The organism is Parafrankia colletiae (assembly GCF_001854655.1).
GTDB lineage: Bacteria > Actinomycetota > Actinomycetes > Frankiales > Frankiaceae > Parafrankia > Parafrankia colletiae.
On the sequence record NZ_MBLM01000109.1, the window covers coordinates 18,148 to 42,893 of the forward strand.

The following is a 24,746-nucleotide window of genomic DNA, read 5'->3' on the forward strand; positions in this document are numbered from 1 at the left end:
GGAGACAGACTGGTGTTGGATCCGCTTTACCATCTCGCGGCAAACGCGATCGTCTTCTTCCACAAGGGCTTCGGGCCCATCTTCGGCCACGACAGCTTCTTCTCCTGGGCGCTGTCCGTCGTCCTGCTGGTCATCTCCGTCCGCATCCTGATCTTCCCGCTGTTCGTCAAGCAGGTGAAGTCCCAGCGGACGATGCAGATGATGCAGCCGCACATCAAGGAGATCCGGGAGAAGTACGGGCACGACAAGCAGCAGATGCAGCTGGAGATCATGAAGCTGCAGAAGGAGCACGGTAACCCGCTCCTCGGCTGCCTTCCGATCCTGCTGCAGATCCCGCTGTTCATCTCGCTGTTCCACGTCTTCACCCACCTGGCCCCCATGAACGAGGGGCCGGGCGGCTCCCTGGTCTGGCGGCCCCGGGTCGGCCTGTCCGCCGATCAGGTCGAGCAGATCGCCTCGGCGAAGCTGTGGGGCATTTCGCTGTCGGGTAAGTTCACCTCCTCGCAGGAGTTCCTGGACTTCCTCGGCGGTAACGGAACCAACACCAAGATTCTCGCGGTCGTACTGATCGTCCTGATGGGCGCGACGACCTTCCTCACACAGCGCCAGATCATGGCGCGCACCGGGCCGGTCGACCCCCAGCAGGCGATGGTCCAGAAGGTCCTGCTGTACGGCTCGCCTCTCATGCTGGCGATCTTCGGTTTCCAGTTCCCGATCGCCGTCCTGCTGTACTGGTTCACCACGAACCTGTGGAGCATGGGCCAGCAGTTCTTCGTCATCAAGAAGATGCCGCCGATCAAGCCGGGCGGCGGCGGCAAGGTGCCGGGCGCGCGTCCCGGCTCGGCGGACGGTGCCGCGGTGTCCCGGCCCGCTCCCGGCGCCCGCGCGGGTGCCAAGTCCAAGAGCCGTCCGCGGGCGGACGAGGTCTCTCTCACCAAGGGCACGGCTGGGGCCGGAGCCACCGGCGCGCAGGTAGCGACGCCCCGGTCGGGCAGCCGGCCGTCGACCGCCCCGCCCGGGACACGTTCCCGGACCGGTGCGTCCGCGGGTAACGGCAACGGCGCCCCCAGGACCGGCGCCGCCGGCAAGCCCGGCGCTGGCAAGCCTGGTGCCGGAGGTAAGACCGGTGCCGCGGGTAAGGCAGGTGCGGCCGCGGCAGGAGCGAAGGGTGCTCCCGCCGGCGGCAAGCCCGGTGCTGCGGGCGGCAACGGGACGGCGGGCGCGACAAGCGGGCTGGCGGAGGGTGCGAACGACACCCAGGCCGGTTCGGTCCCCGCCGCGGCGGGCACGCCCCGGACGAACGGCATCGCCGACGCCGACCAGACAGCCCGGCCCACCCCGGCGCCGGTACCCGCGGGTGCGCGGCGCGCGCCCGGTGGGTCCCGGCCCGCGAAGCGCCGTGGGAAGGGCAAGCGGCCGGGCGGGCGCCGGTGATGTACGGGCGGTGGCCCCGAGCGCGCTCCACGAGGTGTCCGGTCGACGTCCCAGGGCCCACGCCCGGCAGCGGTCCCGGACCCGACCACAGGCATCGTCCGGGCAGTCTGGCCGGGACGACCCGGAACGTCCGCGTCGGTCGCCCCCGACAGCGTCGCGTTGACCCCGCGGCGTTCGGACGTCCCGTACCCTCGGCACCGCCGCCCACTTTCCCCTGGAGTAATGCTGATGACCGGTTCGGCACCTGATCTGGCCGTGGAAGGACCTGAGGCCGACGTGGCCAACGAGGACGGCTCCGCGGCCGGGGCCGACACCACCACGACCGAGGAGTCCGCGGACCCCGTCCGCTCCGAGGAGCGCCGCCTGGCCGACCTGGAGCAGGAAGGCGAGGTCGCGGCCGACTACATCGAAGGTCTGCTCGACATCGTCGACATRGACGGTGACCTCGACCTGGACGTCGAGGGTGGGCGTGCCATCGTCGCCGTGGTCGGCGACGGGCTGGACAAGCTCATCGGTCCCGGCGGCGAGACGCTGGAGGCCCTGCAGGAGCTGACCAGGCTCGCGGTGCTGCAGAAGACCGGCATGCGTAGCCGGCTGATGCTGGACGTCGGTGGTCACCGCGCCCGCCGGCGGATCGAGCTGCGCAAGGTCGCGACCACGGCCGCAGGCCGCGTCCTCGACAGCGGCGAGCCGCGGAAGCTGGCCGCGATGACGCCGTTCGAGCGCAAGGTCGTGCACGATGTGATCGCCTCGATCGATGGTGTGCACAGCGAGTCAGAGGGCGAGGAGCCCAGCCGCAGGGTCGTGGTCCTGCCCGACTGACGGCCGTGTACCGTCGCGGGAACCTGTCCGGGGCCCGGTACCGACGGCGGACCTGAGACCCGCGCGGATGTCACCTGCGTGTGCGAGTGATGCCACGGCGTGAAGGGCAACCCCCGGCGCGGTCACCGCGCCCGGGGCCCCGGGCGTTCGGCACGGGATCGGGGAGCACGGGTGGTTTCGCCACGGGTGGAGGACCCGGCCGCTGGGATCCCGGCAACGCAGACGGTGCCGGCGCGGACCGCCGAGGCCGGGTGTCTGACGGGCAGGCCGGACACGCCGGTCGCGGCCCGCGACGCCGGCGGGCCTGGTGGGGCCGAGACGGTCCGGTCATCGGGGCGCGCCCGGCTGTGGACAGTGGCCTTCGTCGTCGCGGCGCTGGTGGGTCCGGTGGTCCTCCTCTCCGCCTACCTGCGCCGGCCGTTCTGGTACGACGAGATCTGGCGCGGGCACTTCGTCAGCGAGCCGGTGAGCTCACTGTGGTCCGAGCTGTCGGTGGCCAACACACCCTCCGCTCTCGGCTGGCTCGGCCTCGTCCGGCTTTCCGGCGAGGTGTTCGGCTGGCATGGCTGGGCGCTGCGGCTGCCGGGCCTGCTGGCGGTCCCCGCACTGGGCATCGCGATCGCCGTCCTGGTCCGCCGGTTCGCCGGACCCGTCGCCGCCGTCGCCGCGGTGTGCCTGCTGTGCCTCAACGCGACCTTCCTCGACCTGGCGAGCCAGCTCAAGCCATACGCGATCGAGACACTCGCGGTGGTCGCCGTCGTCCTCCTCTGGCTGGGGCCGGCCCCCGGCGGTCGCGAGGAACGTGCCCGCGGGATGAGGCGCACGGCGGCCGGCGTCGTGGCCCTGTGTGCCGTGCCCGCGGTCTTCGTGGTTCTGCCGCTCACCGCGCTGGACGTCCTGGCCGGTGCCGGGAAGCGGAGACGCCGCCTGGTCGAGGCGCTGCCGGCCGTCTGTCTTGTCACCGCGCACACACTTGTCTTCCTCGGGCACCAGTCCGCGCAGCGCGGCGGCGTCTACTGGGACACCCAGTTCCTCGCCGGGCGCGACCCGTGGGAAGCCCTCGTCTTCGTCGCTGACCAGCTCTGGCTGACCGTCACCGGATCCCCACCGGGGATCGACAGGTTCGACCCGAGTCTCCTGCCGGTGTTCGTCGAGCTGCCGCACCAGCTGCCCTGGCTGCTTGCTCCAGCGACGGTAGGGTTCGGCGCGGTCGGAGTGGCGGCGCTGCTCCGGCGGACGGACGGCCGGCGGGTGCTGGGGGTTGTCGCGGGGGCCGAGCTGCTCATGCTCGCGGCGAGCGCCGTCCGGTTCTGGCCGTTCGGCCCGACCAGGACGAACCAGTTTCTCGTACCGCTGCTTCTCCTGGTCGTGCTGGTAGGCGCTGACCGGGTGGCCCGCCGCGCACTCCGCTCCGACGGTCTCCCTTTCCGCTTCCGTGGGACTGCCGGCGCTGTGTCCGCGGTGATGGCTGTCGTCCTGACAGCGGGTGTGGCGCTCGCCGGCGGGCTGTCCGGGGACGGGCTGCTGTGGGAGCGGCGGGACCGCCTGCGCGGGATGGACCTCACAGTCGACGCGGCGGTGGCCGCGCGACGGCTGGTCCGGCCAGGGGATGTCGTGGTCGTCGGTGGGCGTCTGGCTCGGCCCGGCTGGATCTACGCCATGGAGGTCAGCGACGATGCGCCGCGGTCTCCCGGCGGGCTGCCCCCCGTGCCGGCGGGCACACCGGCCGGGCGGGAGCCGGCCCGGATCCCCCGCGCAGAGACCGTCTTCGTGCCGGCCGATCTCCGTGACGACGCCGGCCGCCCGATACCGCTCGCTGCTGCGCTGGCGCGCCCCCGGAAGCCGGAGCGACTTGTGGTCTTCATCCTCGACATCGAGGAACGGGAGATGGCCGCCGGACTGGCCGCACTGCGCGCGGACGGATGGTGCGCCGGCGAGCGCTGGTTGTTTCGACTCACTGGTTCGGTCACGGTCTACGGGCGCTGCGCGGCCTGACCGTCCGGCGCCGGCGGAATGATTCACGGGAAACATCGGGCGGCGGCGGGCGGGTCGCTCGTCCCGAAACGACTCTCTGAGCCCTGATTCCCGACACAGCACCTATCCTGGGCATCGCCTGGCCCGTCAGCGCGTGTTGAGCAGGGATGCTGGTTCTGTGCCTCCATACCCCACCTTTCCGACCCGTCGCGGGTGTCGCCCGTTGTCGGCTCGCTCCGGCCTGTCTGGACCGCCCTCCCCCGATTGGGGGAGGGCGCGCCTGCCGCGTCACCACCCCGCCGCGGAAGTGGATCGCGCGCGACACAACCGGACGGCGGCCTGCCAGTGACCGGTCAGGATGGCCCCGACACTCCAGAGAGCGCCCGTGGCGCGGACAGCCCCGACCGTCTCGACAGCGTCGCCGGCCCCGACAACGTCGCCGGCAGCGGCGGTGAGGTCGGTGGAGTCGGGCCTGTTCCGGCGGCCGCGGCCACCGTCTTCGGTGCGCGCCTGCCGCTTGCGGTCCGGTACACGGAGCTGCTGGCGACTGCCGGCGTCGAACGTGGCCTGATCGGTCCCCGTGAGACGGGCCGGTTGTGGGAGCGCCATCTCCTCAACTGCGCGGTGCTCGCCGAGGCCGTCCCCGCGGCAGCGCCGGATGCCGCCGGCTCCCCCGGGCGCCCGCCCGAGGTGGTGGACGTCGGCAGTGGCGCGGGTCTGCCGGGTATCCCCCTGGCGCTCGCCYGGCCGGACCTGCGGGTGACCCTGCTCGAACCGATGGACCGAAGGTGCCGGTTTCTCGGCGAAGTTGTGGCACAGCTTGGCCTGGACGAACAGGTGACCGTTGTGCGTGGCCGTGCTCCGGACTTCGCAGACCTGCCGCCACGTCGGGTTTTCGACGTATCCGTGGCCCGCGCCGTGGCTCCTTTGGCGCAACTTGGCGCGGTACTGCTTCCGATGACTCGTCCGGGCGGTGTCATGCTTGCACTGCGCGGTTCGCGAATCCTTGAGGAATTGCAGGCGGCGCGTAGTGATCTCGATTCCCAGGGTTGGCGCGAGGTGGACGTCGTGACGTGCGGAGCTGGCCTGGTGGAGGAACCCACCCGCCTGCTGCGCGCTGTGCGCTCCCGTTCGTCGGCTCGCGGGGACGGCGGGAGGGGACGGCGCGGCGCGGATGACCGGCAGGCCAGGCGGGCGACACAGCCACGGCGAGTACGGGAGGGCACTCCTGATCGACCGGCACGTGGACGGTCTCGTTCCACGTGAAACACAGATGCCTCATCACATGGCGAGGGCACCTGAAGCAGCGTCGACGGGTTGGGGTGGCCTGGTACCCGGGGGGGCTCCGGGCCACGCGTCCGGCTTCCCGGGGCTGGACCCCCTCGACTCCTCGACCCCGATCGGAGCGGCGGCGGCAGCAGCGGTGGAAGCACTGACGATGGAACGACGACGGCCATTTCCCCGACCCAGGCGGCGGCGGATCATCACCGTCGCCAACCAGAAAGGTGGCGTCGGGAAGACGACGACCACCGTCAATCTCGCGGCCGCACTGGCCATGCACGGCATCCGGGTGCTCGTGGTGGACCTGGACCCCCAGGGCAACGCCTCGACGGCGCTGGGTGTGGACCACCGCTCCGGGACTCCGTCGATCTACGAGGTGCTCGTCGGTGACCGGCCACTCGACGAGATCGTCGTGCAGTCCGGTGAAGCCGAGGGGCTCTTCTGCGCACCGGCCACCATCGACCTCGCCGGCGCCGAGATCGAGCTGGTCTCCCTGGTGGCGCGGGAGACCCGTCTGCGGCGGGCCATCGAGGGCATGCGCAACGAGGTCGACTACGTCCTCATCGACTGCCCGCCATCCCTGGGCCTTCTCACGGTCAACGCGCTGGTCGCCGCCCGTGAGCTCCTGATTCCGATCCAGTGCGAGTACTACGCCCTCGAAGGCCTCGGTCAGCTGCTGCGTAACGTCGAGCTGGTCCAGGCCCATCTCAACCAGGAGCTCCGGCTGTCGACCATCCTGCTGACCATGTACGACTCGCGCACCCGGMTCGCGGACCAGGTCGTGCACGAGGTGAAAGAGCATTTCGGTGACCGGGTGCTGAACACCACGATCCCCCGCAACGTCCGGCTCGCCGAGGCGCCGAGCTACGGGCAGTCCGTCCTCACCTACGACCCGGCGTCCCGCGGGTCGCTGTCGTACCTGGCTGCTGCACGGGAGCTCGCCGAGCGCGGGGCTGCAGCACCTCGCGGCGCCGCCGTCCCGCCCGAGCGGGAGACTCCGCCCGCCGCCGGGGCACCGGCACCGAGCACCGCCGGGGCCGCACCGGCACCCGTCGTGCAGGGCGGTCCCCTCGCACCTGGGGGCGGGGCTCCGAGCGGGCCTGTCCCACAAGCGCCCGGAGCCATGAACGGGCACTCCCCCGCCGGTGACACCGCCTCCGCCGGTTTCGGGCCGCAGCAGCCCGCTGAGCGCCGCGCCGCGCCCCTTCCGCAGTTCCGCAGCGCGGAACGGCGCGGCGGCGTGGACGGCTATGCCGAGGCCGCGGCCTACCCGAGCAGCACCCCGTACCCGAAGGGCGACGGCTACGCGCCGGCTGACGCCTACTCGTCGGCTGACGGCTACCCGACCGCCGATGACTACGAGGCCGCGGACGGCTACCCGGCCCCCGACGCCCAGCCGGCCCCCGACGGCTACCCGGGGTCGGGCGGCTACGCGGGTCCCGGTGGTCCGAACCTGAACGGGGCCCGCCGATGACGGCGCGGCGCGGCGGACTCGGCCGCGGGCTCGGCGCGCTCATCCCCGCGTCCGCCGAAGCCGCGGATGCCTACCACCAGCCAGGCGTGGCCCCGGAGCGCGGGCCGGCACCCGCCCCGGTCGCCGGCGCGACCTTCCGCGAGATCGCGCTGGACTCGGTCACCCCCAACCCGCGGCAGCCGCGCAACCACTTCGACGAGGATGCTCTGGCCGAGCTGGCCGACAGCCTCAAGGAGGTGGGCCTGCTCCAGCCGATCGTGGTCCGCGAGCTGCTGCCCGGCCGGTATGAGCTGGTGATGGGTGAGCGCCGCTGGCGCGCGTCGCGGCTCGCCGGCCTCGACCGGGTACCCGCCATCGTCCGGGAGACCGCGGACGACGCCATGCTGCGCGACGCGCTGCTGGAGAACCTGCACCGCCAGCAGCTCAACCCGCTGGAGGAGGCGGCCGCCTACGAGCAGCTGCTGCGGGACTTCGGCGCCACGCACGAGGAGCTGGCGGGCCGACTCGGTCGTTCCCGCTCGCATGTCACGAACACCATCCGGCTGCTGGGCCTGCCGCCGGCCGTCCAGCGGCGGGTGGCCGCTGGTGTCCTTTCGGCCGGGCACGCCCGCGCGTTGCTCTCCCTGGAGGACCCTGAAGCCCAGGACCGCCTGGCCACCCGCATCGTGGCCGAAGGGCTTTCGGTGCGGGCGGTGGAGGAGATCGTGGCGCTGGGCGAGGAGGGGCCACGCAAGCGCGCGCCGCGCCAGCCGCGGTCGCCGGCCCCGGCGCTGACCAGCATCGCCGACCGGCTGTCCGACCGGCTCGAGACGCGGGTGAAGGTGGACATGGGCCGGAACAAGGGACGGATCACCGTCGAGTTCGCGACGTTGGAGGACCTGGAGCGCATCGTCGAGGCGATGTCGCCCAACTCGGCCGTCTCCTGATCCGTCCGCTTCCCCGCAGGCCCGTCTCCTCGCAGGTCCGTTTCTCGGTCGCCTGGGTCCTGCGGACCCGGCCGACGGCCGTTCCCTGACCCGACGGCCGGCCTGCGGTTCACCCCCCTGTTCCGCCCTGCCTCGCCTCGCCTCGTCCCGTCCTGCCTCGTCCCGCCCCGCGAACGCAGGGGCGGGCCTCAGATCGCTCCAGGGACAGGGTTCACCTGGCGCAGGACGCCCTCCGGGTTCATCGACCCGAGCAGGCGCTCGAGGGCGACCTCGACGTCCTCCCGCCAGCTCACCGCGTTCTTGACCTCCAGCCGCAGCCGGGGCCACCGGTGGTGCGGGCGCACCGTCTTGAACCCGACGGCCAGGAGGTAGTCGGCAGGCACCACGCAGCGGGTGCCGGAGCCCTTGAGATCGCCGAACGCCTCGATGGCGCGGTAGCCGCGGCGGGTGATCTCCTTCGCCACCGACTGGACGATGACCCTGCCCAGGCCCTGGCCGGTGAACTCGGGGACGATCTGGGCCGTCGTGAGCAGCACGGCATCCGGACTGACCGGGCTGGTCGGGAAGGCCACGGCCCGCGGGACGTACGCCGGCGGCGCGAACATCACAAATCCGGCCGGGACGTCGTCGACATAAACGATTTTTCCGCAGCTGCCCCATTCGAGGAGCGCGGATGACACCCAGGCTTCCTTCTCGATGTCGGTGCCGCCCGCTTCCTCCGCCCGGCTGCGGGCGACCGGATCGAGTTCCCAGAAGACACACCGCCGACAGGGGAGCGGGATGTCGTCGATGTTGTCGAGCGTGATGTTCGCGATCCGTCGACTCATCGAGCAGCGCCTCCCAGCGGTGGGGATGATCCCGTCAGGCCGGTCCTTTCGCTTACCTCGGACAGCCTAGGACGCCCAGCGCCTCTGGTGACCACGGGCACGCCGTGACGTGTTCCACGTGAAACCCGCGGACGGCCGCCGGATGGCTCGTCGGTGGCCGACGTCAGGCGCGAGCCGTGATGCGGGGGACCCGCAGCTGACCGGTCGGCGGGTCCTGCTCCGGCGGCAGGAACAGTCGCTGGGTGGCGGCGAGCAGCGCCTCGGCCACCGCGGCCCGGAACTCGGTCGAGGCGAGTGCGGCCACGTCGTGGGTGTTGGTGAGGTAGCCGAGGTCGATCTGGACCGCGGGCATCCGCGTACGGCGCAGCAGCTCCCACGTCTTGGGGTGTGCCCGGCAGTCGACCATGTCGGTCCGCGAGATGATCTCCCGCTGGACGAGTAGCGCGAACCGCTCACCGACCGCCGACGACCCGCGCGCGTGGCCGTAGTAGTAGGTCGACACGCCCTGCGCCTGACTGGAACCGCTCGCGTCGACGTGTAGCGAGACGAGCAGGTCGGCGCCGATCTCGTTCGCCCGGGCCGCGCGCTCCGCCTCGGGGGGCGACTCGTGCGGGCCGTGCACCAGGTGTGCCTCCAGCCCGGACGCCAGCAGACGTGCCTCCAGCCGGGAGGCGAGGTCGGCCATCAGATCGCGCTCGCACAGGGGGCCGTTCGTGACGCCCGGGTCATCGCCACCATGGCCGGGGTCGATGGCGACGACCATCCCGAGCAGGGACGGCCCGCGGGCCAGCAGCCGCACCGACTCCCGCAGGACGTCCGGCCGGCCGCCGGTGACCGTGCGCTCGAGCCGCTTGAGCTCACGAAGGGTCCGGGGGCCGCACAGGCCGTCGGGGTCGAGCCCGCGGTTGCGCTGGAAGTCCCGGACGGCGGCGTCCGTGCGGGCACCGAAGATGCCGTCGGCACGGCCGACGTCGAACCCCATGTTCGACAGACGTTCCTGCAGGGCGGCCACGTCGTCGCCGACGAACGGGTGCGTGACGCTGTAGTAGAGGAGGCGGTCACCGAGGCGGCGGCGTGCCTCCTCGATCGCGCGGAAGGTGTCCGGGCCGATGATGCCGTCGACGGAGAGGCCACGGCTCTGCTGGAAGGCCCGGACCGCGTTGTCGAGCTCCCGGTCGAACAGCTCGGCCGTATCGGACGTCTCCGTCGAACCGGCGGTGCTGCCCAGACCTGCGGCGCCACCTGAACCGGCGGCACCGGCCGAGTCGTAAGCGCCGGTCGAGTCGGTGGTGCCGACTGAATCCGGGGCGCTGGCCGGCCGGGCCTGATCGGCCGGTGCGTCGACGTYTGACGAGCTGGACTGCTGGCGCGGTGCGACAGGCAGGAAGCCGAGGTGGATGAAAGCTGCCCGTGCCTCGGCTACGGAGGGATCACGGTCGCCATGCCGCAGCAGCTTCACGAAGAAAGACCTTTCATCACCTGTGCGTTCACCGGACCGCCGATCTGCGCCGACCGGTCCGGCCGCCGGATCCCGCCATCAGATTAGGGCATGGGCCCAGGCGTGAGAGGACGGCGATGCCCATCGTCCGGCTTTCGGCACTCACGCACGATTGGCTGGTCCGGTACCCCGCCGGACGTGCGGAAAACGGGTGTCACTACCGCGCGTGATCGAAGGTAACGGCAATGGGTGGGTCAGGACCCTGCGTTCCGCTTTCGATCATGTCCACGGCCCGTACAGGGCCGTTGAGCGCCATCTGGTGCCCCAGGGACGTTCCGCGACCGCTTTCTGGTACCGCAGGCAGCCACGGTGTCACGTGGCGTCGCGGGCTGGCCAGGCCGGATCCCGGCCGGGGCCGACGTCGGGTCCGGCCGGGATCGGGCGGGTCGAGGAGGGACCGGGTCGGGTCGGGAGGGGAAACAGCGACGGCCCGCTCCGAGCGGAGCGGGCCGTCGTTTCTGGCTCAGATCAGGTCGGTGCCGGATGAGTCCGGGCGCACAGGCCGCCGGCCGGGGGACCGGACGGCAGCCCGCTCAGACGTACGACGCCAGGTCGCGCAGCAGCGCGGCCTTCGGCTTCGCGCCGACGATCGTCTTGTCGACCTCGCCGTTCACGAAGACGGCCATCGTCGGGATCGACATGATCTGGTACTGGCGGGCGATCTCCGGGTTCTCGTCGATGTTCAGCTTGACGATCCGGAGCTTCTCGCCGTGCTCCTTCGCGATCTCCTCGAGGACCGGCGCGACCATCTTGCACGGGCCGCACCACTCGGCCCAGAAGTCGACGAGCACGGGCTTGTCGCTCTTGAGTACCTCGGCGGCGAAGGTGTTGTCCGTCACCGACGGTGTGGCGCCTGCCATGGGAGTCTCCTTGCGGGTTGCGTACCGGGTCGGGGTGGTGAGGTGGGGTGGGCGTGAGGGGCCTGGGGTGGTCGTCGGCGGCGGGGGGCCGCCTCGGCCCGCCGGCTTCGGTGGCGGAGAGCCCAGGGCGGTGGAGAGCTCAGGCGGTGGAGAGCTCAGGTGGTGGCGAGCTCGGGTGCCGGCTGGCGGGGGGCCTGCGCGGTGGTGTCGGACRCCCCCTCCAGACCGGCGATGTAGCGCTCGGCGTCGAGGGCGGCCGAGCAGCCGGTGCCGGCCGCCGTGATGGCCTGGCGGTAGGTGTGGTCGACCACGTCACCACAGGCGAACACGCCTGGGACGTTGGTCAGCGTGGTCGGGTGGGCCACCTTCACATAGCCCTCCTCGTCAAGCTCGAGCTGGTCGCGGACGAGGTCCGTCCGGGGGTTGTGGCCGATCGCCACGAACAGGCCCGTGACGGCCAGCTCGTCGGTGGCGCCGGTCACCRTGTCGCGCAGCCGCACACCCGACACCTTGTTCTCGCCGAGCACCTCCTCGACCGCGGCGTTCCACCGGAACCTGATCTTCGGGTCGGCGAAGGCGCGTTCCTGCATGATCGCGCTGGCACGCAGCTTGTCCCGGCGGTGCACGACGGTGACCGACTTCGCGAACCGGGTGAGGAACGTGGCCTCCTCCATCGCCGAGTCACCGCCGCCGACGACCGCGATGTCCTGGTCCCGGAAGAAGAAGCCGTCACAGGTGGCGCAGGCGGAAACGCCGCGGCCGAGCAGCCGGTCCTCGTGTTCGACGCCGAGCTTCTTGTAGGCCGAACCGGTGGCGATGATCACCGACCGGGCCAGGTAGGTCTCCTCGCCGACCCTGACGACCTTCGGGTTCGCGGCGAGGTCGACCTCGGTGACGTCGTCCGGGATCAGCTCGGCGCCGAACCGCTCCGCCTGGGCGCGCAGGTTGCCCATGAGCTCCGGGCCCTGGATGCCCTCGGGGAAGCCGGGGAAGTTCTCCACCTCGGTCGTGGTCATCAGCGCGCCGCCGGCGGTGATGGCGCCCTCGAACACCAGCGGGCGCAGGCTCGCGCGGGCCGTGTAGATCGCCGCGGTGTAGCCCGCCGGCCCGGATCCGATGATGATGACGTCCAGGACCCGCTCGCCGGAACGTTCGGTCCCGGCGGTCGGGGCCGCCTGGTCCTTGCCCTGGCCTGCCACACCCGCTCCCTTCGTGGTCGCCGGCGGATCCCCGCCGGCTGCTGTTCGGCTTTTCGGCCGGTGCCGGCCGCGGGTGCCGGGTCGACGTGATGTCTGCCCGCATAACCCCCGGCACCCGCCGCTGATTCCTTCGGTGAGTCAGTGTGGCCGGCGGCATCCGGGCCGGGCCGGCACCCACGGGCGGTCCGCGCCCGTGCCCGTCCTGCGCACTCCACCACAGCCACCGATGATCACCCGGTCATGCACGGTTCGCGTTCACGCTGTACCACACAGCGCTGTGCGCCGGTACGACCCCGCAGTGCGCGTCGATGATGACGAGCCGCGTGGACGTCGGCTGTCCCGCGACCGAAAGAACGATCATGATGGCCGCCTGGTCGTCGAAGCGGACCCGGTCCAGCGCGATCACCGTGCCGCCGGTCTGCGCTGCCAGGCCGTCGTAGCACATCCGCAGCTGCGGTGTGTCGATCAGCCGGACGAGGGACTCCGGGGTGTTCCGCATGGGCGTGCTCTGCCCGCCCTGCGCGTCGCCGGGCCCGCTTCCGCCGGCGCGGGGCGGGGCGGCGAGCGGATCGTCCGCCCGCGGGGACGGCGCCCCCGCCATGGACCAGGCCAGCCGCGTCACCGCGATCCGCCCGGCCAGCAGGGCGTGGCCGTGGGCCACGACGGTCGCCGGGCGGAGCACTTCGTCGGAATCACCGACGAGCACGAAGGTGCCGCCCGGCGCCTCGGCCAGGGCGTCGGTGTCCGCGTCCGGGACGGGCGCCGCGGCGGCCGCCGGCCCGGACGCGCTGTCGGCAGCGACCTCCACCGCCGGGTCGCTGGCCGAGGTCGCTGCCGAGTACGACTCGCTGCCTCCGCCGGTCAGCGCGCGCACGGCGAGGAGCGCGGTGCCGAACGCGAGCAGCGCCACGCAGGCGGCGGCGATCGACACCCAGTCACGGGTGATCCGGTCGCGGCCCTGCGCCGCCTGCCCGCGCCGCGGCGCACGGCTGTCCTGCCCACCGCCGACCAGCCCGGGGCCGGGGCCGCGGCCCCGGACGGGCTCCCGTTCCCGCCTCCGCCGGAGGCCGCCGGCGACGCGGGAACGGCGGCTGCCGAGCCCACCAGGCACCGCGGCGCCGCCGGGGTGGTCATGCATCCCACCGGTGCCAGGCCCGCTCAGGGGGGCGCCGCCGACGCTCGTGCCGTTCGTGCCGTTCGTGCCGCCGGGTCGGCCTGCCTTCGTGACCTGGCCGGCCTGGCGAGCCTCGCCGGAGCTGTCAGCCGGCCCTCGGCCGGGTCCCGGCTCGGCGTCATCACCACCGGCGCCGGAACGGGAGGCGAGGGCCGCCTGGATGCGTGCGGCGACCTCGTCAGGCATCGTCATGGTGGCCAGCCGGGCGAGTTCCGCGCGGACCCGGTGCAGAGCGGCGAGCGTCTCCTGGCAGGTGACGCACCCACGAACGTGCCGGTCGACCCGGGACGCGGTGATCACCCGGGAACGGCCCGGGCCCGGGGGTTCCGGATGAGTGTCGAGATAGGCGTCGAGCACCTCGATGTCGGGGTGCGAGCCGCGCCGGGTCACCGAGGACGTGTCATCGGCGAGAGCGTCGTCGGGTGCGTCCGGATCGGTGAGGCCGCCGGGGCCGGGGCCGTGTGCGCCGTCGGCGCCGGTCGGGTCGCCGAGGTGCCAGCCGGGATCAGAGTCCTGGGCGCCGTGCTTGTCCGTCATCACCGCTGATCACCTCCTCCGGCGAGTTGGCCGCCCGGCCGTCAGGTCGGTCGGATCGGTCGGTTCGTTCAGGCTGATCGGGCCGGCCGGCCCGGGCGGACCAGCGTCACCGGATGCCGCCGTGGCAGTGCCCCCCGGACTACCGGAGCCTGCCGGGCCAACGGCGGCCTCCGTGGCGAGGCTGGCGGAGACATGCGCGGCCGGATCGACGGCGGCGATGTCACCCGCCGTTCCGCTGCCCGCCGTTCCGCGGCCGGTCGCAGGCGCCTCCGTCGTCGCAGGTGCCTCTGCCAGGTCGCTCGCCGGCACCGTGATGCCCTCATCGGATCCGTCCCGTGCGTCGCGCCGTCCCTCATCTGAGACGGAAGGCGAGGCCCCCGGGTTCCCGAATGCCGGCTGCGGCGCGCTTTTGGGGGCGAGATGCCCGAGATGAGCGGCCAGTCGGGCCCGGGCCCGCGCGCAGCGGCTCTTCACCGTGCCGACGGGAATGTCCAGCATCTCGGCGACCTCGGCGACCGGGCGCCCCTCGACGTCCACCAGCACGACCGGGACGCGCAGCGTGTCCGGGAGCAGGGCGAGCGCGGTCCGGATGTCCATCCGGGTGTCATGCTCGGCGATCGCGTCGCGGGCGTCCACCGGCTCGTAGGGGACACCGTCAGGAGATGACGGAAGGGGCACTGTCGGGCGGACCGCGCGGCGGCGAAGGCGGTCCAGGGCCGCGTTGGTGACGATCCGGTGCAGCCAGGTGCCGACGGCCGCCTCGCCACGGAAGTCGGCCGCGCGGCGGTGCGCGGAGAGCATCGCCTCCTGGACGGCGTCCGCCGCGTCCTCGGCATCACGCAGCAGGACGAACGCGACCGTCCACAGCCGGTCCGCGTGCGCGCGGAACAGCTCGCCGAACGCCTCCGGATCACCTGCCACATGCCGGCGCAGCGCCTCGGCGTCCGCGGCAACCCCGGCGGCCCGGTCCGCCGCGGGGACCCGCGCCGTATCGGCAGCCCGCTCCACGCCGGCAGCCTGGTCCGGCACATCAGCAGGCCCGGTCCGATCCACGAGGTCCGCCCCGGTGCCCGCAGCGCCCGCGGGAAGGACGGGGGCGCCGCGCCCCTCCGGCCCTGCCGGAGACGGTGTCACCGTCGTCCCGTCGCAGCCCACCGCCTCCGCGTCGCTCAGTTCCGGAACTCGACCTCCGCGAGCGACCCCTTGAACTTGCCCTGCACGGTCGGCAGCTTGGTGAGCCAGACCACCCAGTACTTGTACGCCGTCTGTTCGGACGGCATGCCGATGGTCACCGGACCCGACTTGTCCTCCTGCACGAGGCCGACGACCTTGTAGCCGTCGATGGCCCCCGAGGGGGTGTCGGATGCCCTCAGCTCGAACGAGACCGGCGCGAGGTCTCCAATGGTGACCACCACCTGGCTGGGGGAGATGGGCTCGCTGAAGGTGAACCGCAGCCCGACGCCGGTCTTCGACGGATCGCCGAACATATGTGGAGGGTTGTAGCCGCTGGTGGTCCACGAGGTGCTCGGCTGACCGTCCGAGACATTCGGTACGGAGTCGGGGTTCTCGTCGGTGTCGTCGGGCGACTGGGGATCGAACGATATGACGTCGACGGGCGGGATCTTCTGCCCGGCGGGTACGACCGCGGGACCCGACGGCCCGGCCTGGGCGCCGGGCTCGCCGTCGTCGTCCTTCGGCTGGAGCGCGATCACCGCGACGACGGCGACGAGCGCGATGACGACCAGCAGCGCCAGCCACGGCAGGAGACGCCTGACCGTGCCACCGGCGCCGTCCGCTTCGCCGCCGCGCCGGCCGTCGGACGGCGGCACAGGACCGCCGCCGTCGTAGCGGCGTGGCTCGGAGGGCCCGCGCTGGGCGGGGTAGCCGTCGTAGCCGCGGTCCCGGTCGTCGTAGCCCCGGTTGTCGCGTTCGTCGTAGCCGCCGCGGGCGCCGTAGCCCCGCTCGTCGTAGGACGTCTGGTCGTAGCCGTCGCGGCCCAGGTAGGAGGTCTGGTCGTAGCCCTGGCGCTCGCGGCCGCCGTACCCGTTGGTCGGGTTCGAGTCGTAGCCGCCGCGGCCGTTGTAACCGGAGCTGTCCTGGTAGCCCCCGGTGCCCTGGTAGCTGCCGTTGGACGGGTAGTCCGCGGTGCCCGGGCCGTAGGGGTCCATCGACATCGCCTCGGTGCTGACCGGGCCGTCGTCGCCGAGGCTCATCAGGCCGGTGTCGAGCACCTGGTCGACCGGGCTGACGGCCTCCAGCTCGGCGACCAGGTCGGCGGCCGTGGTGATCGGCGCGCCGGCCCGCTCGTCGCCGAGGGTGGCCAGCGTGATCGCGTCGAGGTCGCGGGGGACGGCACTGTTGATCTGCCGGGGGGTGCGCAGCCGCCCGTTGGAGGTCGGGGCCGCCGGCAGGGCGTGCTCGCCGACGAGGGGCCAGGTGCCGGTGAGGCCGGCGTAGAGCAGCGCGCCGAGAGCCCGCACATCCGCCAGGTCTCCGGCGGTACCGACGCCCGCGTCGTCGCCGCCCTCCGCTTCGGTGGAGCCGATCGTGGGCTCGGCGCCGGTGAYGGCGCCGTCGAGCCCGGCGAGGATGCCGCCGATCTCCAGATCGACGACCTTGACCGTGCCGTGGCCGGAGACAATGACGTCACCCGGGTTGAGTCCGCCGTGGTGGATGCCGCGCTCGTGGGCAGCGGCGAGGACCCGGGCCGCGGCCAGCACGATGGCGCCGGCCTGCTCGGGGCGCAGCGGTGTCTCGGCGGCGAGCTGGCGCAGCGTGCGCCCCTCCACCCACTCGGACACCACGTAGGAGACACGTGCCGACCCGGTGGTGGTGGTTGTCGCGTCATAGGTGGAGGCCGCACCGGGATGGACGAACCGCCCCGAGCTGATCGCGGCCCGTAGGAGCGCCTGGGCGATGTCCTCGAGAGCGGCCTGATCGATCTCGCCTTCGGTGTCCGGTTCATCGCTGTCGAGATGCTCCACGATGCGGACAGCCACCGGACGGGCCAACACGTTGTCATCGCCCCGCCACAGCGTGACCGGACCACGGGTGTTCAGGGGGGCCAGCAGCCGGTAGCGCCGGTCGAGAACGGATTCGGCCRGCACGGCGGTACTGGCGGGGCCTTGCGCCGACGCTTCGTTCGTCACGTCGTTATCGACGTCCGCGCCCTGCGGTCGGTTGCTTCCGTCGACCACAGCGCCTCCGTCGTCCGCATACCCGCCGGCCGACCCGACGGCGGGTTGCCCCACCCGAACCGGGCAGGGGATCCGCCCAGCGTTCCGCCACTGTGAACGAACACCCCGGACACCCTCCGTCGCCTTGGCAGACATCGGGCGCCCATAGGCGCCGCGAGCCTGGGTGCTGCGCCTGGTTCACCGGCGACGTTGGGCGGGGCCCGCGCACAGCGTGTTCAGTGTACGAGGCGAGCCCAGTCATCTCGCGGATGTCTTCGGACAAGCCAGGTTGGCACACGCACCGGAACCGCGTGCCTATCGATGCGCCACGGACACCGTCTCGCGCCGGCCCGGATATGGGGCGGGCCGGCGGCCCGGGCGACACGAATCCGATTGAAGTTTTCTCCTCGACACTCTCCGTTCCAGATCCTGCCGGATGGCTGGAGAATTTCACGCGATCGACACGTAATTGCTACGTGTCGTTGTGTCGCGGGATGGCGGACACGGCCGGGTGGGATCGGAAGCAGTGCCGGGCCCGCCGCCGCCAACCGCAAGGGGCTTTGTCGTGCCCCCGGTGGTCCTCCCAGGCTGGCAAACCGCGGATACGACCTTGGTGCCATGGGTGGCCGAAAACAGGGCGACGGATTCGTGGCCGCCGGCCCGCCGGGGCTCAGCGCCCGCGCCCGCCAGGCGGCCCGCCGCGTCCACCCGAGGAGCCCCGAGGGCCGCCGCCGCGTCCGCGGTTCTGCCCCCTGTCCGACCCGGGGCCGCCCGACCCCGACCCTCGGGCCCCCGACCCTCCGGATCCTGACCTTCCGGATCCGCCCGACCCTGATCGTCCCGAGCCGGACCGTCCCGACCCGGACCGCCCGGAGGAGCCGCCGCCGGACGGCGGCCGGCCCGACGAGGAACGGCCTGAGGAGGAGCGGCCCGACGAGGCGCCTCCGGTGGGAGCCCGACCGGACGGTGGCCGTTTCGCTCCGGCCGCCGGGGCCGGCCGCGCGGCTGCACCGGCTCCGGCCGCGGCCGGAGCGCGTCGCCCGGCGCCGAGCCTGCCGCCCACCATGCGCATCAGCGCGGTCATCTCGTAGAGCCCACTGCGGACTGACACCACGACGAAGACCACGCCGCCCACGGCCAGACCGAGGATGACCGCGACCGCCGAGACGAGCCAGCCCGTCCCGAGCAGGTCGCGCAGGCCGTCCGCGATGACGCTGGCGAGCACGGCGCCGATGCCGGCCGTCACGCTCACCCGGGTCGTCACCCGCGCGATCCGGTTCCCGTCGATGCCACCGAGCCGGCGCCGCAGCAGAACGGTGGTGGCGGCCAGGCCGATCAGGTAGGCCAGYGAGAAGCCCAGCGGCAGCACGACGGCGCGGTGCTCCACATCCGCCAGCTGGGACAGCGTCACCGCGGCGACGACGTTCGTCGCCACCACGCCGATGTTGACCAGCGCGGGGGTGCGGCTGTCCCGGTAGGCGTAGAAGGCCCGCAGCTGCACCTGGAACAGCGAGAAGGGCACCAGGGCCACGGCGAAGGCGCTCAGCGCGTCGCCGATCTTCACCGCGGAGTCGTACCCGACAGCACCGTGGTGGAAGATCGCGACGGCGATCGGACGTCCCAGCGCCAGCAGGAACAGTGCCGACGGAACGATCGCGGTGACCGTCATCCGGGTCGCGGTGGAAAGGTCCTCGCGGACCAGCGCGTCCTTGCCCGCGGCCGCGTGGTTGCTCATCCGCGGCAGCAGTGCGGTGACGACCGAGACGCCGATGATCGCGTAGGGCAGCTRGAAGATCTGGTAGGCGTTCTGGTAGATCGTGAGGACCTGGCCGCCTGTCGCCAGCTTGGTGATCACGATGAAACCGAGCTGGCTGACGACCACGTAGAGCAACGTCCAGCCGGYGAGCCGGTACGCCGCACGCAGGCCGGGGTGGCGCAGGTCGAGGCGCGGCCGGTAGCGGAAGCCGACGGCGCGAACGRCCGGCAGCAGCGCGACGGTCATGACGATCACGCCGAGCGTGGTGCCRCCGGCGAGGATGTAGGTCTGCGCGTCGGTGATCCCGTCGACCGTCGGCGGCCTGTCTCCGGGCGCGAAGATGAACACCACGCAGGTGAGGATGACCACCAGGTTGTTCAGCACCGGCGCGAACATGGGCGCGGCGAACGACTGTCTTGTGTTGAGGACCGCRCCGAGCGTCGCCCCGACCCCGTAGAAGAGCACCTGGGGGAGGAACCACCGCAGCATGTCCGCCGCCAGYGCCTTCTGCCCCTCGTCACCCTTGATGTACAGGCCGATGATCTGGGGCGCGGCGAACATGCCCAGGACCACCGCCACGCCCAGACCCAGCACCGTCAGGGTCACCAGGGACGAGGCGAAGCCGTCCCCGCCGTCCGGGTCCTCCTTCGAGGCGCGGACCAGCACCGGGACGATGGCGCTGGTGAGAATGCCCCCGAGCAGCAGGTCGTAGAGGATGTTGGGCGTGGTGTTGGCGGCGGTGTAGGCGTCGCCGACGGACGCCACTCCGATGGCGGCCGCGATGGCCACGGTGCGCAGGAATCCGGAGGCCCGGGAGGCGATCGTGCCGATCGCCATGGTCCCGCTGGCGCGGCCCAGGCCAACGCCCGCCTTGCCACCACCCTTGCCCGTGCCGGTGCCCTTGGCGGCGGCCACGGGCCGCTTCCCGCCCGGCTGCCGTGGGCGTTGCTGCTGTGGCTGACGTTGCTGCTGTGGCGGGCGCTGCTGCCGTGGTGGTCCGGGTTGCCCCGGTGCCGGTGGGCGGAGGCGCTTGCCGGAGGGCGGGGGTGCTGCGGGCGGGGCCAGGCGGGCGGTGCGGTCGTCGGCGGGAAGTTCCTCGAACAGGTCCTCGTCGGCCAGCGGTGCGCGGGCACCGCCCGGTGGCGGCGTGCGTCCACCGCCGGGCAGTGGTGTGCGGGGACCGGGGGCCGGGGTGCGCGCGCGGGCCGGCCGCACGTCGGGCCCGCCCTCGGACGGCGGCGGGATCGCCGGTGCGCTCGGAAGCCTCCTGGTCTGCTCCTCGGCCAGACGCTCCACGGGGGCGTGCGGGCCGGAGGGGTACCCGCTGATCGCTTCCTCATCCACCTGGTATGACTTGGGCGGCGTGCCTGGATACGGGTCGATACGGCCGGCCCCGCTGTCGTGCGGGTCTCTGCTGGGCCGCCGGCCCGCTGCCGGTGATGGTGGCGGCGCTGCCGGGGGCGGAGTCGGAGGCACCGGCGGACCACCGGGGTAGGTGGAACCGGACGGCACGCGGGCCGTGGGGGGCGCTCCGTCCGCGTGCCACGAGCCCGCCCGACTGTCCGGGGAGCGCCGGCCTCGGCCCTCGCCGCGATCGTCGTAGCCGTAGTCGTAGCCGCGGTCCGCGTGCTCACGGTCCGTGCCGTAGCCAGGTTGCTGGTCGTAGCCAGGTTCCTGGCGGTAACCGCGGTCCCGGCCGTAGCCGTCGTCCTGGTCGTAACCGTCATCGGCCCAGGGGCGTCGGGACCCTCGGTCGTCGGCCGCGGCGTCGTGACGCTGCCCCTCGGCCAGGGGACCGCCATACCGGTCCACGTCATACGAGCGGCCACCGCGGTCGCTGCCGCCGCGTTCGTCGTCATACCAGCGCTCGTATCCGGCGGGCGTGTCCGCGCCGGGCGGGCCGTAGCCCGGACCGGGCTGCCGAGAGGGCTGCTCGTACCCCGGCGGGGCGTGACCGCGGTCGCCGCGCGCCGCGTCGTGACCGTCATATCCGTGCCGATCACCGCGCCCGCGTTCGCCGTCCCGCGGGTAGCCGCCGGACTCGCGGCCGTTGTACGGACGGTCCTCGTAGGGAAGGTCCTCATACCGATGATCGCCGGACTGGTAGCCGCCGGACTGGTAGCCGCCGGACTGGTAGTCCTCCCGCCGGCTGCCCTCGCGCGGGTGATCGTCCGGCGGGTAGGCCTCGGGCGGGTAGGTGCCCGGCGGGTAGCTGCCACGCGGGTAGTCGACCGGCGGGCCGTCGTCGGGCTGGTAGCCGTCGTGCCGGTAGTCGTCACGCCCGTACCCGTCGTACGGCCGTTCGTAGCCGCGGGGGTCGCGGGGGTCGTGGTGGTCGAACTCGTTGGCGGGACGGGGGGGCCGGCGCGGATCCGGGTCGTCCCAGGACGTCGAGGAGTCTCCGGAGGGTCGGGCCACGTTCGGACGGTAGCGGTCCAGACGCTCATCGGCACCGGGAAACGGTGGGTCTTCCGGACGTGGCTGCGCGGCGTTCCCGTAGTGCTCGTCGCCGTGGTCGGCGTACCGCTCGACGGAGTAGGGATCCCGCTCGGCGGCGTAGGGGTCGCCGGCGGTGCCGCGGTCGGGGTTCCGCCCGTGCTGGCGGCCGTCCTGGCCGTCGCGGGGGGGCCGCCTGGGCCGGTCCGCCGGGGTCACCGGCCGTCCCGTCGCCGCGGCCGGGGCCCCGAGCCGGCGGGTGCGGCCGGCCGGTCCGGGCCCCAGGGCACTGTCGGGCCGTGGTCCGGGTCGCCGGGATGGTGGGGGAACCGGTCGAGGCCCGGCGGATACGGGTCCCGCTCCGGAGCGCCCGACGGGTTGCCCCGCAGCGGCAGCGTCGCCTGGTCGGCCCATTCGGACCCGGCCCGGGACGGCCCAGGACGGCCGGCATCGGGCCTGGAGGGATCGGGGTGGTCAGGCGACCCGGCACCGCCGGCCAGGGCACGCTGGCGGGACCACGCGCGCAGCCGGCGGAGCTGGCGGACCACGACGGCCACCATCAGCACGCCGATCGCGCCGACCGTGATGGTGGTCGCGATGGCGCCGTAGACCGTCGACCGGACCAGCACCCGCGCGGCCGCCTCCGGGCCGAGCGTCCTGCCGTCGGCGGTCTCCAGCCGGATGTCGATCGGGAACGTGCCGGCGCTCTCCGCGTCGACCTCGATCTCGATCTGGTCCTTCTGCCCGGCGATGAGGCGGCGGGCGACCTCGGGCGCCGAGATGAGCCGCCCGCGGTCGCTGGAGACGATCTTCAGGACGACGGTGACGTCCCATGGGGTGCTGTTCTCCAGGGTCACCGGCACCCGGCCGCGGCTGCTGGTGAGGTTCACCATCTGTGACCCGACGACCCGCACGCCGTCCCGGAACCCGGTGGCCTCACCGTCTGCCTGCTGGACCAGCGAGACTCCGGCCGGCCGGTCCGTCCGCCAGGCCGCTGACAGACCCGTGATCAGGGTGTTCTTCAGGCGCTCGGTCTGCTGGCAGGCGAGGGGGGCCGCGGGGGCCGCGGGGGTCGCCGGGCAGAAGAGCGAGGCCAGGGTCTGCACCTTGTCCCGGACCTCGCCGACGCCGTCGACGTAGTCGACCGGCAGCTCGCGCTCCCGGAGCGCCTCGGGGTAGGTCAGCCCGGCGCGCTGCCGGGTGCCGTCCAGGGCGGGGTCGGTCACCGCCTGGATGCCGATGGCGGTCGAGTAGGGGCTCTCGATGGTGCGGAGGATCTCGGCGAGCCAGCCCTGGGGGATCCGGCTCGCGTCACGGGGCAGGGCGAGGACGACCGACCCCGACGCCGACCGTGACGCCCGCAGCCGCTCGAAGGTGATCATCGCGAGTTCGGCCCGGAACCGGGCGAGTGCCACACCGCGGTCCGCCTCGCTGCCCTCGTAACCGGTGACGAGGTCGGCAAGCCGGTGGTCGGCGGCCAGCGCGTGGATCTGACCGGTGTCGGTGGCCAGGGTGACCCCGGCGGACGGGGTGTGGGTGACGGAGCGGGCCGCGGGCAGCAGCTCGTCGTCGACGATCACCGTGCCGGCGCCGTTGGCGCTGAGCACGTTGACCGTCGGTGCGTCGACGATCCCGTCCGCGGGGAAGGCGATGTCCCGGATGCGCTGCGGGTCGACTCCGAGYAGTTCGGCGATCACGGTCTGGCCGGTGTTGACGGAGTACTGCAGCGCGTCCAGCTGGTCGGCGTGTACGAGGGAGGGCAGATCGACGTCCCCGTAGGGCAGGGCGAAGACGGTGCCGCCCAGGTCGGCGTACTGCTTGATCATGTCGAGGAAGGCGCCGGCCTCCGGGTCGGCCCGGCCGGCCTTCGGCCCTTCCGGAGCCGCGAAGGAGTAGTCCTCCTGCATCAGGAGCAGGGCCTGGACGAGGGTGGGGTCGACTCCGAGCGCGACTGTCGGCGGGCCGGAGGGCAGGATCGCCGCGGTGGCGTAGACCGCCTCGAGTAGCTCGCGGAGCCCGCCCCCCTCGGCGATCTCGGCGCGCAGGCCGTCGTCGGTGAGCAGGCCGTCCGAGCGCAGCCGCGGCGGGCTTGCGAGCGGCACCACGGTCAGGACCTGCGTCCGGGCCGTCACCCGCGGGGCGGACAGGACCATGAACGTCGTCGCCGTGGCCACTGTGTCCTCGGCCCGGCCGTTGACCCTGCCGACCACTCTGATCTGCACGGGGTGCACCGCGACCCCGGTGGGGGGGACGTAGCGGGAGACATCCGCCTCCGCGCGGAACGGGCTGCCCAGCATCGTGCCGGCCGAGTCCAGCAGCCCGCCGGCCAGATTCCGGTACTGGACGGTCGGTACCCGCTCGCCCTGGCTCAGCCGGCCCAGGTCGTCCCGGGAGCGCACGGCCGACCCCACGTCGAGGGCGATGCCGAGGCCGGTCACCCGGTCGGTGCCCTGGACGAGCACGGAACCGGAGACCTGAAGCAGAGGCGAGGCGGCGCTCGGGGCGGAGACCTGAGTGAGGGTGAGGCGGATCGGGAGGTTCGCTCCCGGCGGCATCGTGCCTGACGGCACCGTGCCGGTTGTGCCCGGAGATGTCCGGGTGACGGACTGGATGGTCACCGGTGGGCCGGTAGCGATTCCCACAGATGAGGCTGATCCTGTGGACAAGTCTGTGGACAGTCCTGTGGAAACTGTGGATGAAGCCTGTCTGGAGCGGCCCTCCGCTCCGGCCGCGGCGCCCACGGCCACGCCCGTTCCCATACCTGGCCCGGCGATCACCACGGTGCCGAGCACGGCCGTGACCGCGGCGAGGCGCGCCGCCGGCCGCCGCCGGCACCGCCGGGCCGGGAGGAATCCGCTCACGAGGCGTCGGCGAGAATTGTCGGAACACCGTCCAACAGGCGCCGCTCGTCCGCGTAGGCCAGGCGGGCGGCGGCCTCGGACAGGGGCACCCACGCGACCTCCGCCACCTCGATGTCGTCGTCGGAGAGCTCACCGGACATCCGCAGCAGGAGGAAGTGGTGCACGGTCTTGTGTACCCGGGCCTGCCCGGTGACGAACCAGAAGTCGATGGTRCCCAGCGGGCCCAGCACCGCTCCCGTCACCCCGGTCTCCTCGGCGACCTCCCGGACGGCTGCCTCCTCCGTGGTCTCGTCCRCCTCGACATGCCCCTTCGGCAAGGACCACAACAGGTGACCATGGCGATCCCTACGGGCGATCAGGGCCGCGTTGGCCCTGGTGGAGACGGTATCGAGAACGAGCCCACCCGCGGAGGTCTCCTCCACCCTGCGCAGCGGCCTGCGGCCGGGCGTCCTGCGCGGGGAGGGCATGCACTGATCGTACGAGCAGCGGCCGAATCGGCCCCGTTGTGTGT

The 24,746-nt window shown here is 72.8% G+C and carries 14 protein-coding genes and 2 pseudogenes; 6 read left to right on the forward strand and 10 right to left on the reverse strand.

Going from position 1 to position 24,746, the window contains the following annotated elements; genetic code table 11:
• Positions 1-12: 12 nt before the first annotated feature.
• The 6 genes and pseudogenes from yidC to CC117_RS13210 all read left to right on the forward strand — a co-directional run bounded on the left by yidC (position 13) and on the right by CC117_RS13210 (position 7,911).
• Entirely contained in the window at positions 13-1,434 is a 1,422-nt protein-coding gene (gene yidC / locus CC117_RS13185; protein ID WP_071084029.1) for a membrane protein insertase YidC, read from the forward strand.
• A 228-nt stretch (positions 1,435-1,662) separates the two neighbouring features.
• Positions 1,663-2,256 carry a Jag family protein gene (locus CC117_RS13190; protein WP_071084157.1) on the forward strand — a complete coding sequence of 198 codons (594 nt, stop codon included), beginning with the start codon at positions 1,663-1,665 and terminating at the stop codon, positions 2,254-2,256.
• Between the two features lie 171 nt (positions 2,257-2,427).
• A complete protein-coding gene (locus CC117_RS13195; protein ID WP_084132032.1) occupies positions 2,428-4,251 on the forward strand; it encodes a glycosyltransferase family 39 protein in 1,824 nt (607 codons plus the stop codon).
• Between the two features lie 489 nt (positions 4,252-4,740).
• Positions 4,741-5,496, forward strand: a complete 756-nt coding sequence (gene rsmG / locus CC117_RS34655) for a 16S rRNA (guanine(527)-N(7))-methyltransferase RsmG (RefSeq protein ID WP_241830084.1) — start codon at positions 4,741-4,743, stop codon at positions 5,494-5,496.
• Between the two features lie 106 nt (positions 5,497-5,602).
• Positions 5,603-6,481, forward strand: a pseudogene (locus CC117_RS40510) (ParA family protein); the annotation flags it as partial.
• Between the two features lie 500 nt (positions 6,482-6,981).
• Entirely contained in the window at positions 6,982-7,911 is a 930-nt protein-coding gene (locus tag CC117_RS13210) for a ParB/RepB/Spo0J family partition protein (protein ID WP_071084031.1), read from the forward strand.
• A gap of 188 nt (positions 7,912-8,099) precedes the next feature.
• Here the strand turns inward: CC117_RS13210 and CC117_RS13215 are convergent, their stop codons facing one another.
• From CC117_RS13215 to CC117_RS13260, 10 genes and pseudogenes are all read right to left on the reverse strand, one after another.
• Entirely contained in the window at positions 8,100-8,738 is a 639-nt protein-coding gene (locus CC117_RS13215) for a GNAT family protein (protein ID WP_018636667.1), read from the reverse strand.
• 163 nt (positions 8,739-8,901) lie between these two features.
• On the reverse strand, positions 8,902-10,197 hold the full coding sequence (locus tag CC117_RS13220) for an N-acetylmuramoyl-L-alanine amidase (RefSeq protein WP_071084032.1): 1,296 nt from the start codon (positions 10,195-10,197) through the stop codon (positions 8,902-8,904).
• A gap of 572 nt (positions 10,198-10,769) precedes the next feature.
• On the reverse strand, positions 10,770-11,096 hold the full coding sequence (trxA, locus tag CC117_RS13225; protein ID WP_018636669.1) for a thioredoxin: 327 nt from the start codon (positions 11,094-11,096) through the stop codon (positions 10,770-10,772).
• Between the two features lie 155 nt (positions 11,097-11,251).
• Complete coding sequence (trxB, locus tag CC117_RS13230; protein ID WP_071084033.1) at positions 11,252-12,295, reverse strand: thioredoxin-disulfide reductase; 1,044 nt, start codon at positions 12,293-12,295, stop codon at positions 11,252-11,254.
• A gap of 238 nt (positions 12,296-12,533) precedes the next feature.
• Complete coding sequence (locus CC117_RS13235; protein WP_071084034.1) at positions 12,534-14,006, reverse strand: hypothetical protein; 1,473 nt, start codon at positions 14,004-14,006, stop codon at positions 12,534-12,536.
• Between the two features lie 252 nt (positions 14,007-14,258).
• Positions 14,259-15,014: pseudogene (gene sigM / locus CC117_RS13240) on the reverse strand (RNA polymerase sigma factor SigM); the annotation flags it as partial.
• 161 nt (positions 15,015-15,175) lie between these two features.
• Positions 15,176-17,203, reverse strand: a complete 2,028-nt coding sequence (locus CC117_RS13245) for a protein kinase family protein (protein WP_071084035.1) — start codon at positions 17,201-17,203, stop codon at positions 15,176-15,178.
• Positions 17,204-17,852: 649 nt separating this feature from the next.
• The gene (gene murJ / locus CC117_RS13250) at positions 17,853-21,593 is read right to left on the reverse strand and encodes a murein biosynthesis integral membrane protein MurJ (RefSeq protein ID WP_071084036.1); all 3,741 of its coding nucleotides are present in this window, start codon (positions 21,591-21,593) and stop codon (positions 17,853-17,855) included.
• Entirely contained in the window at positions 21,590-24,235 is a 2,646-nt protein-coding gene (locus tag CC117_RS13255) for a DUF6049 family protein (RefSeq protein ID WP_407673515.1), read from the reverse strand. The genes murJ and CC117_RS13255 overlap by 4 nt, the downstream gene beginning before the upstream one ends.
• Positions 24,232-24,702 carry an NUDIX hydrolase gene (locus CC117_RS13260; protein ID WP_071084038.1) on the reverse strand — a complete coding sequence of 157 codons (471 nt, stop codon included), beginning with the start codon at positions 24,700-24,702 and terminating at the stop codon, positions 24,232-24,234. Before CC117_RS13260 ends, CC117_RS13255 begins: the two co-directional genes overlap by 4 nt.
• Positions 24,703-24,746 lie beyond the last annotated feature (44 nt).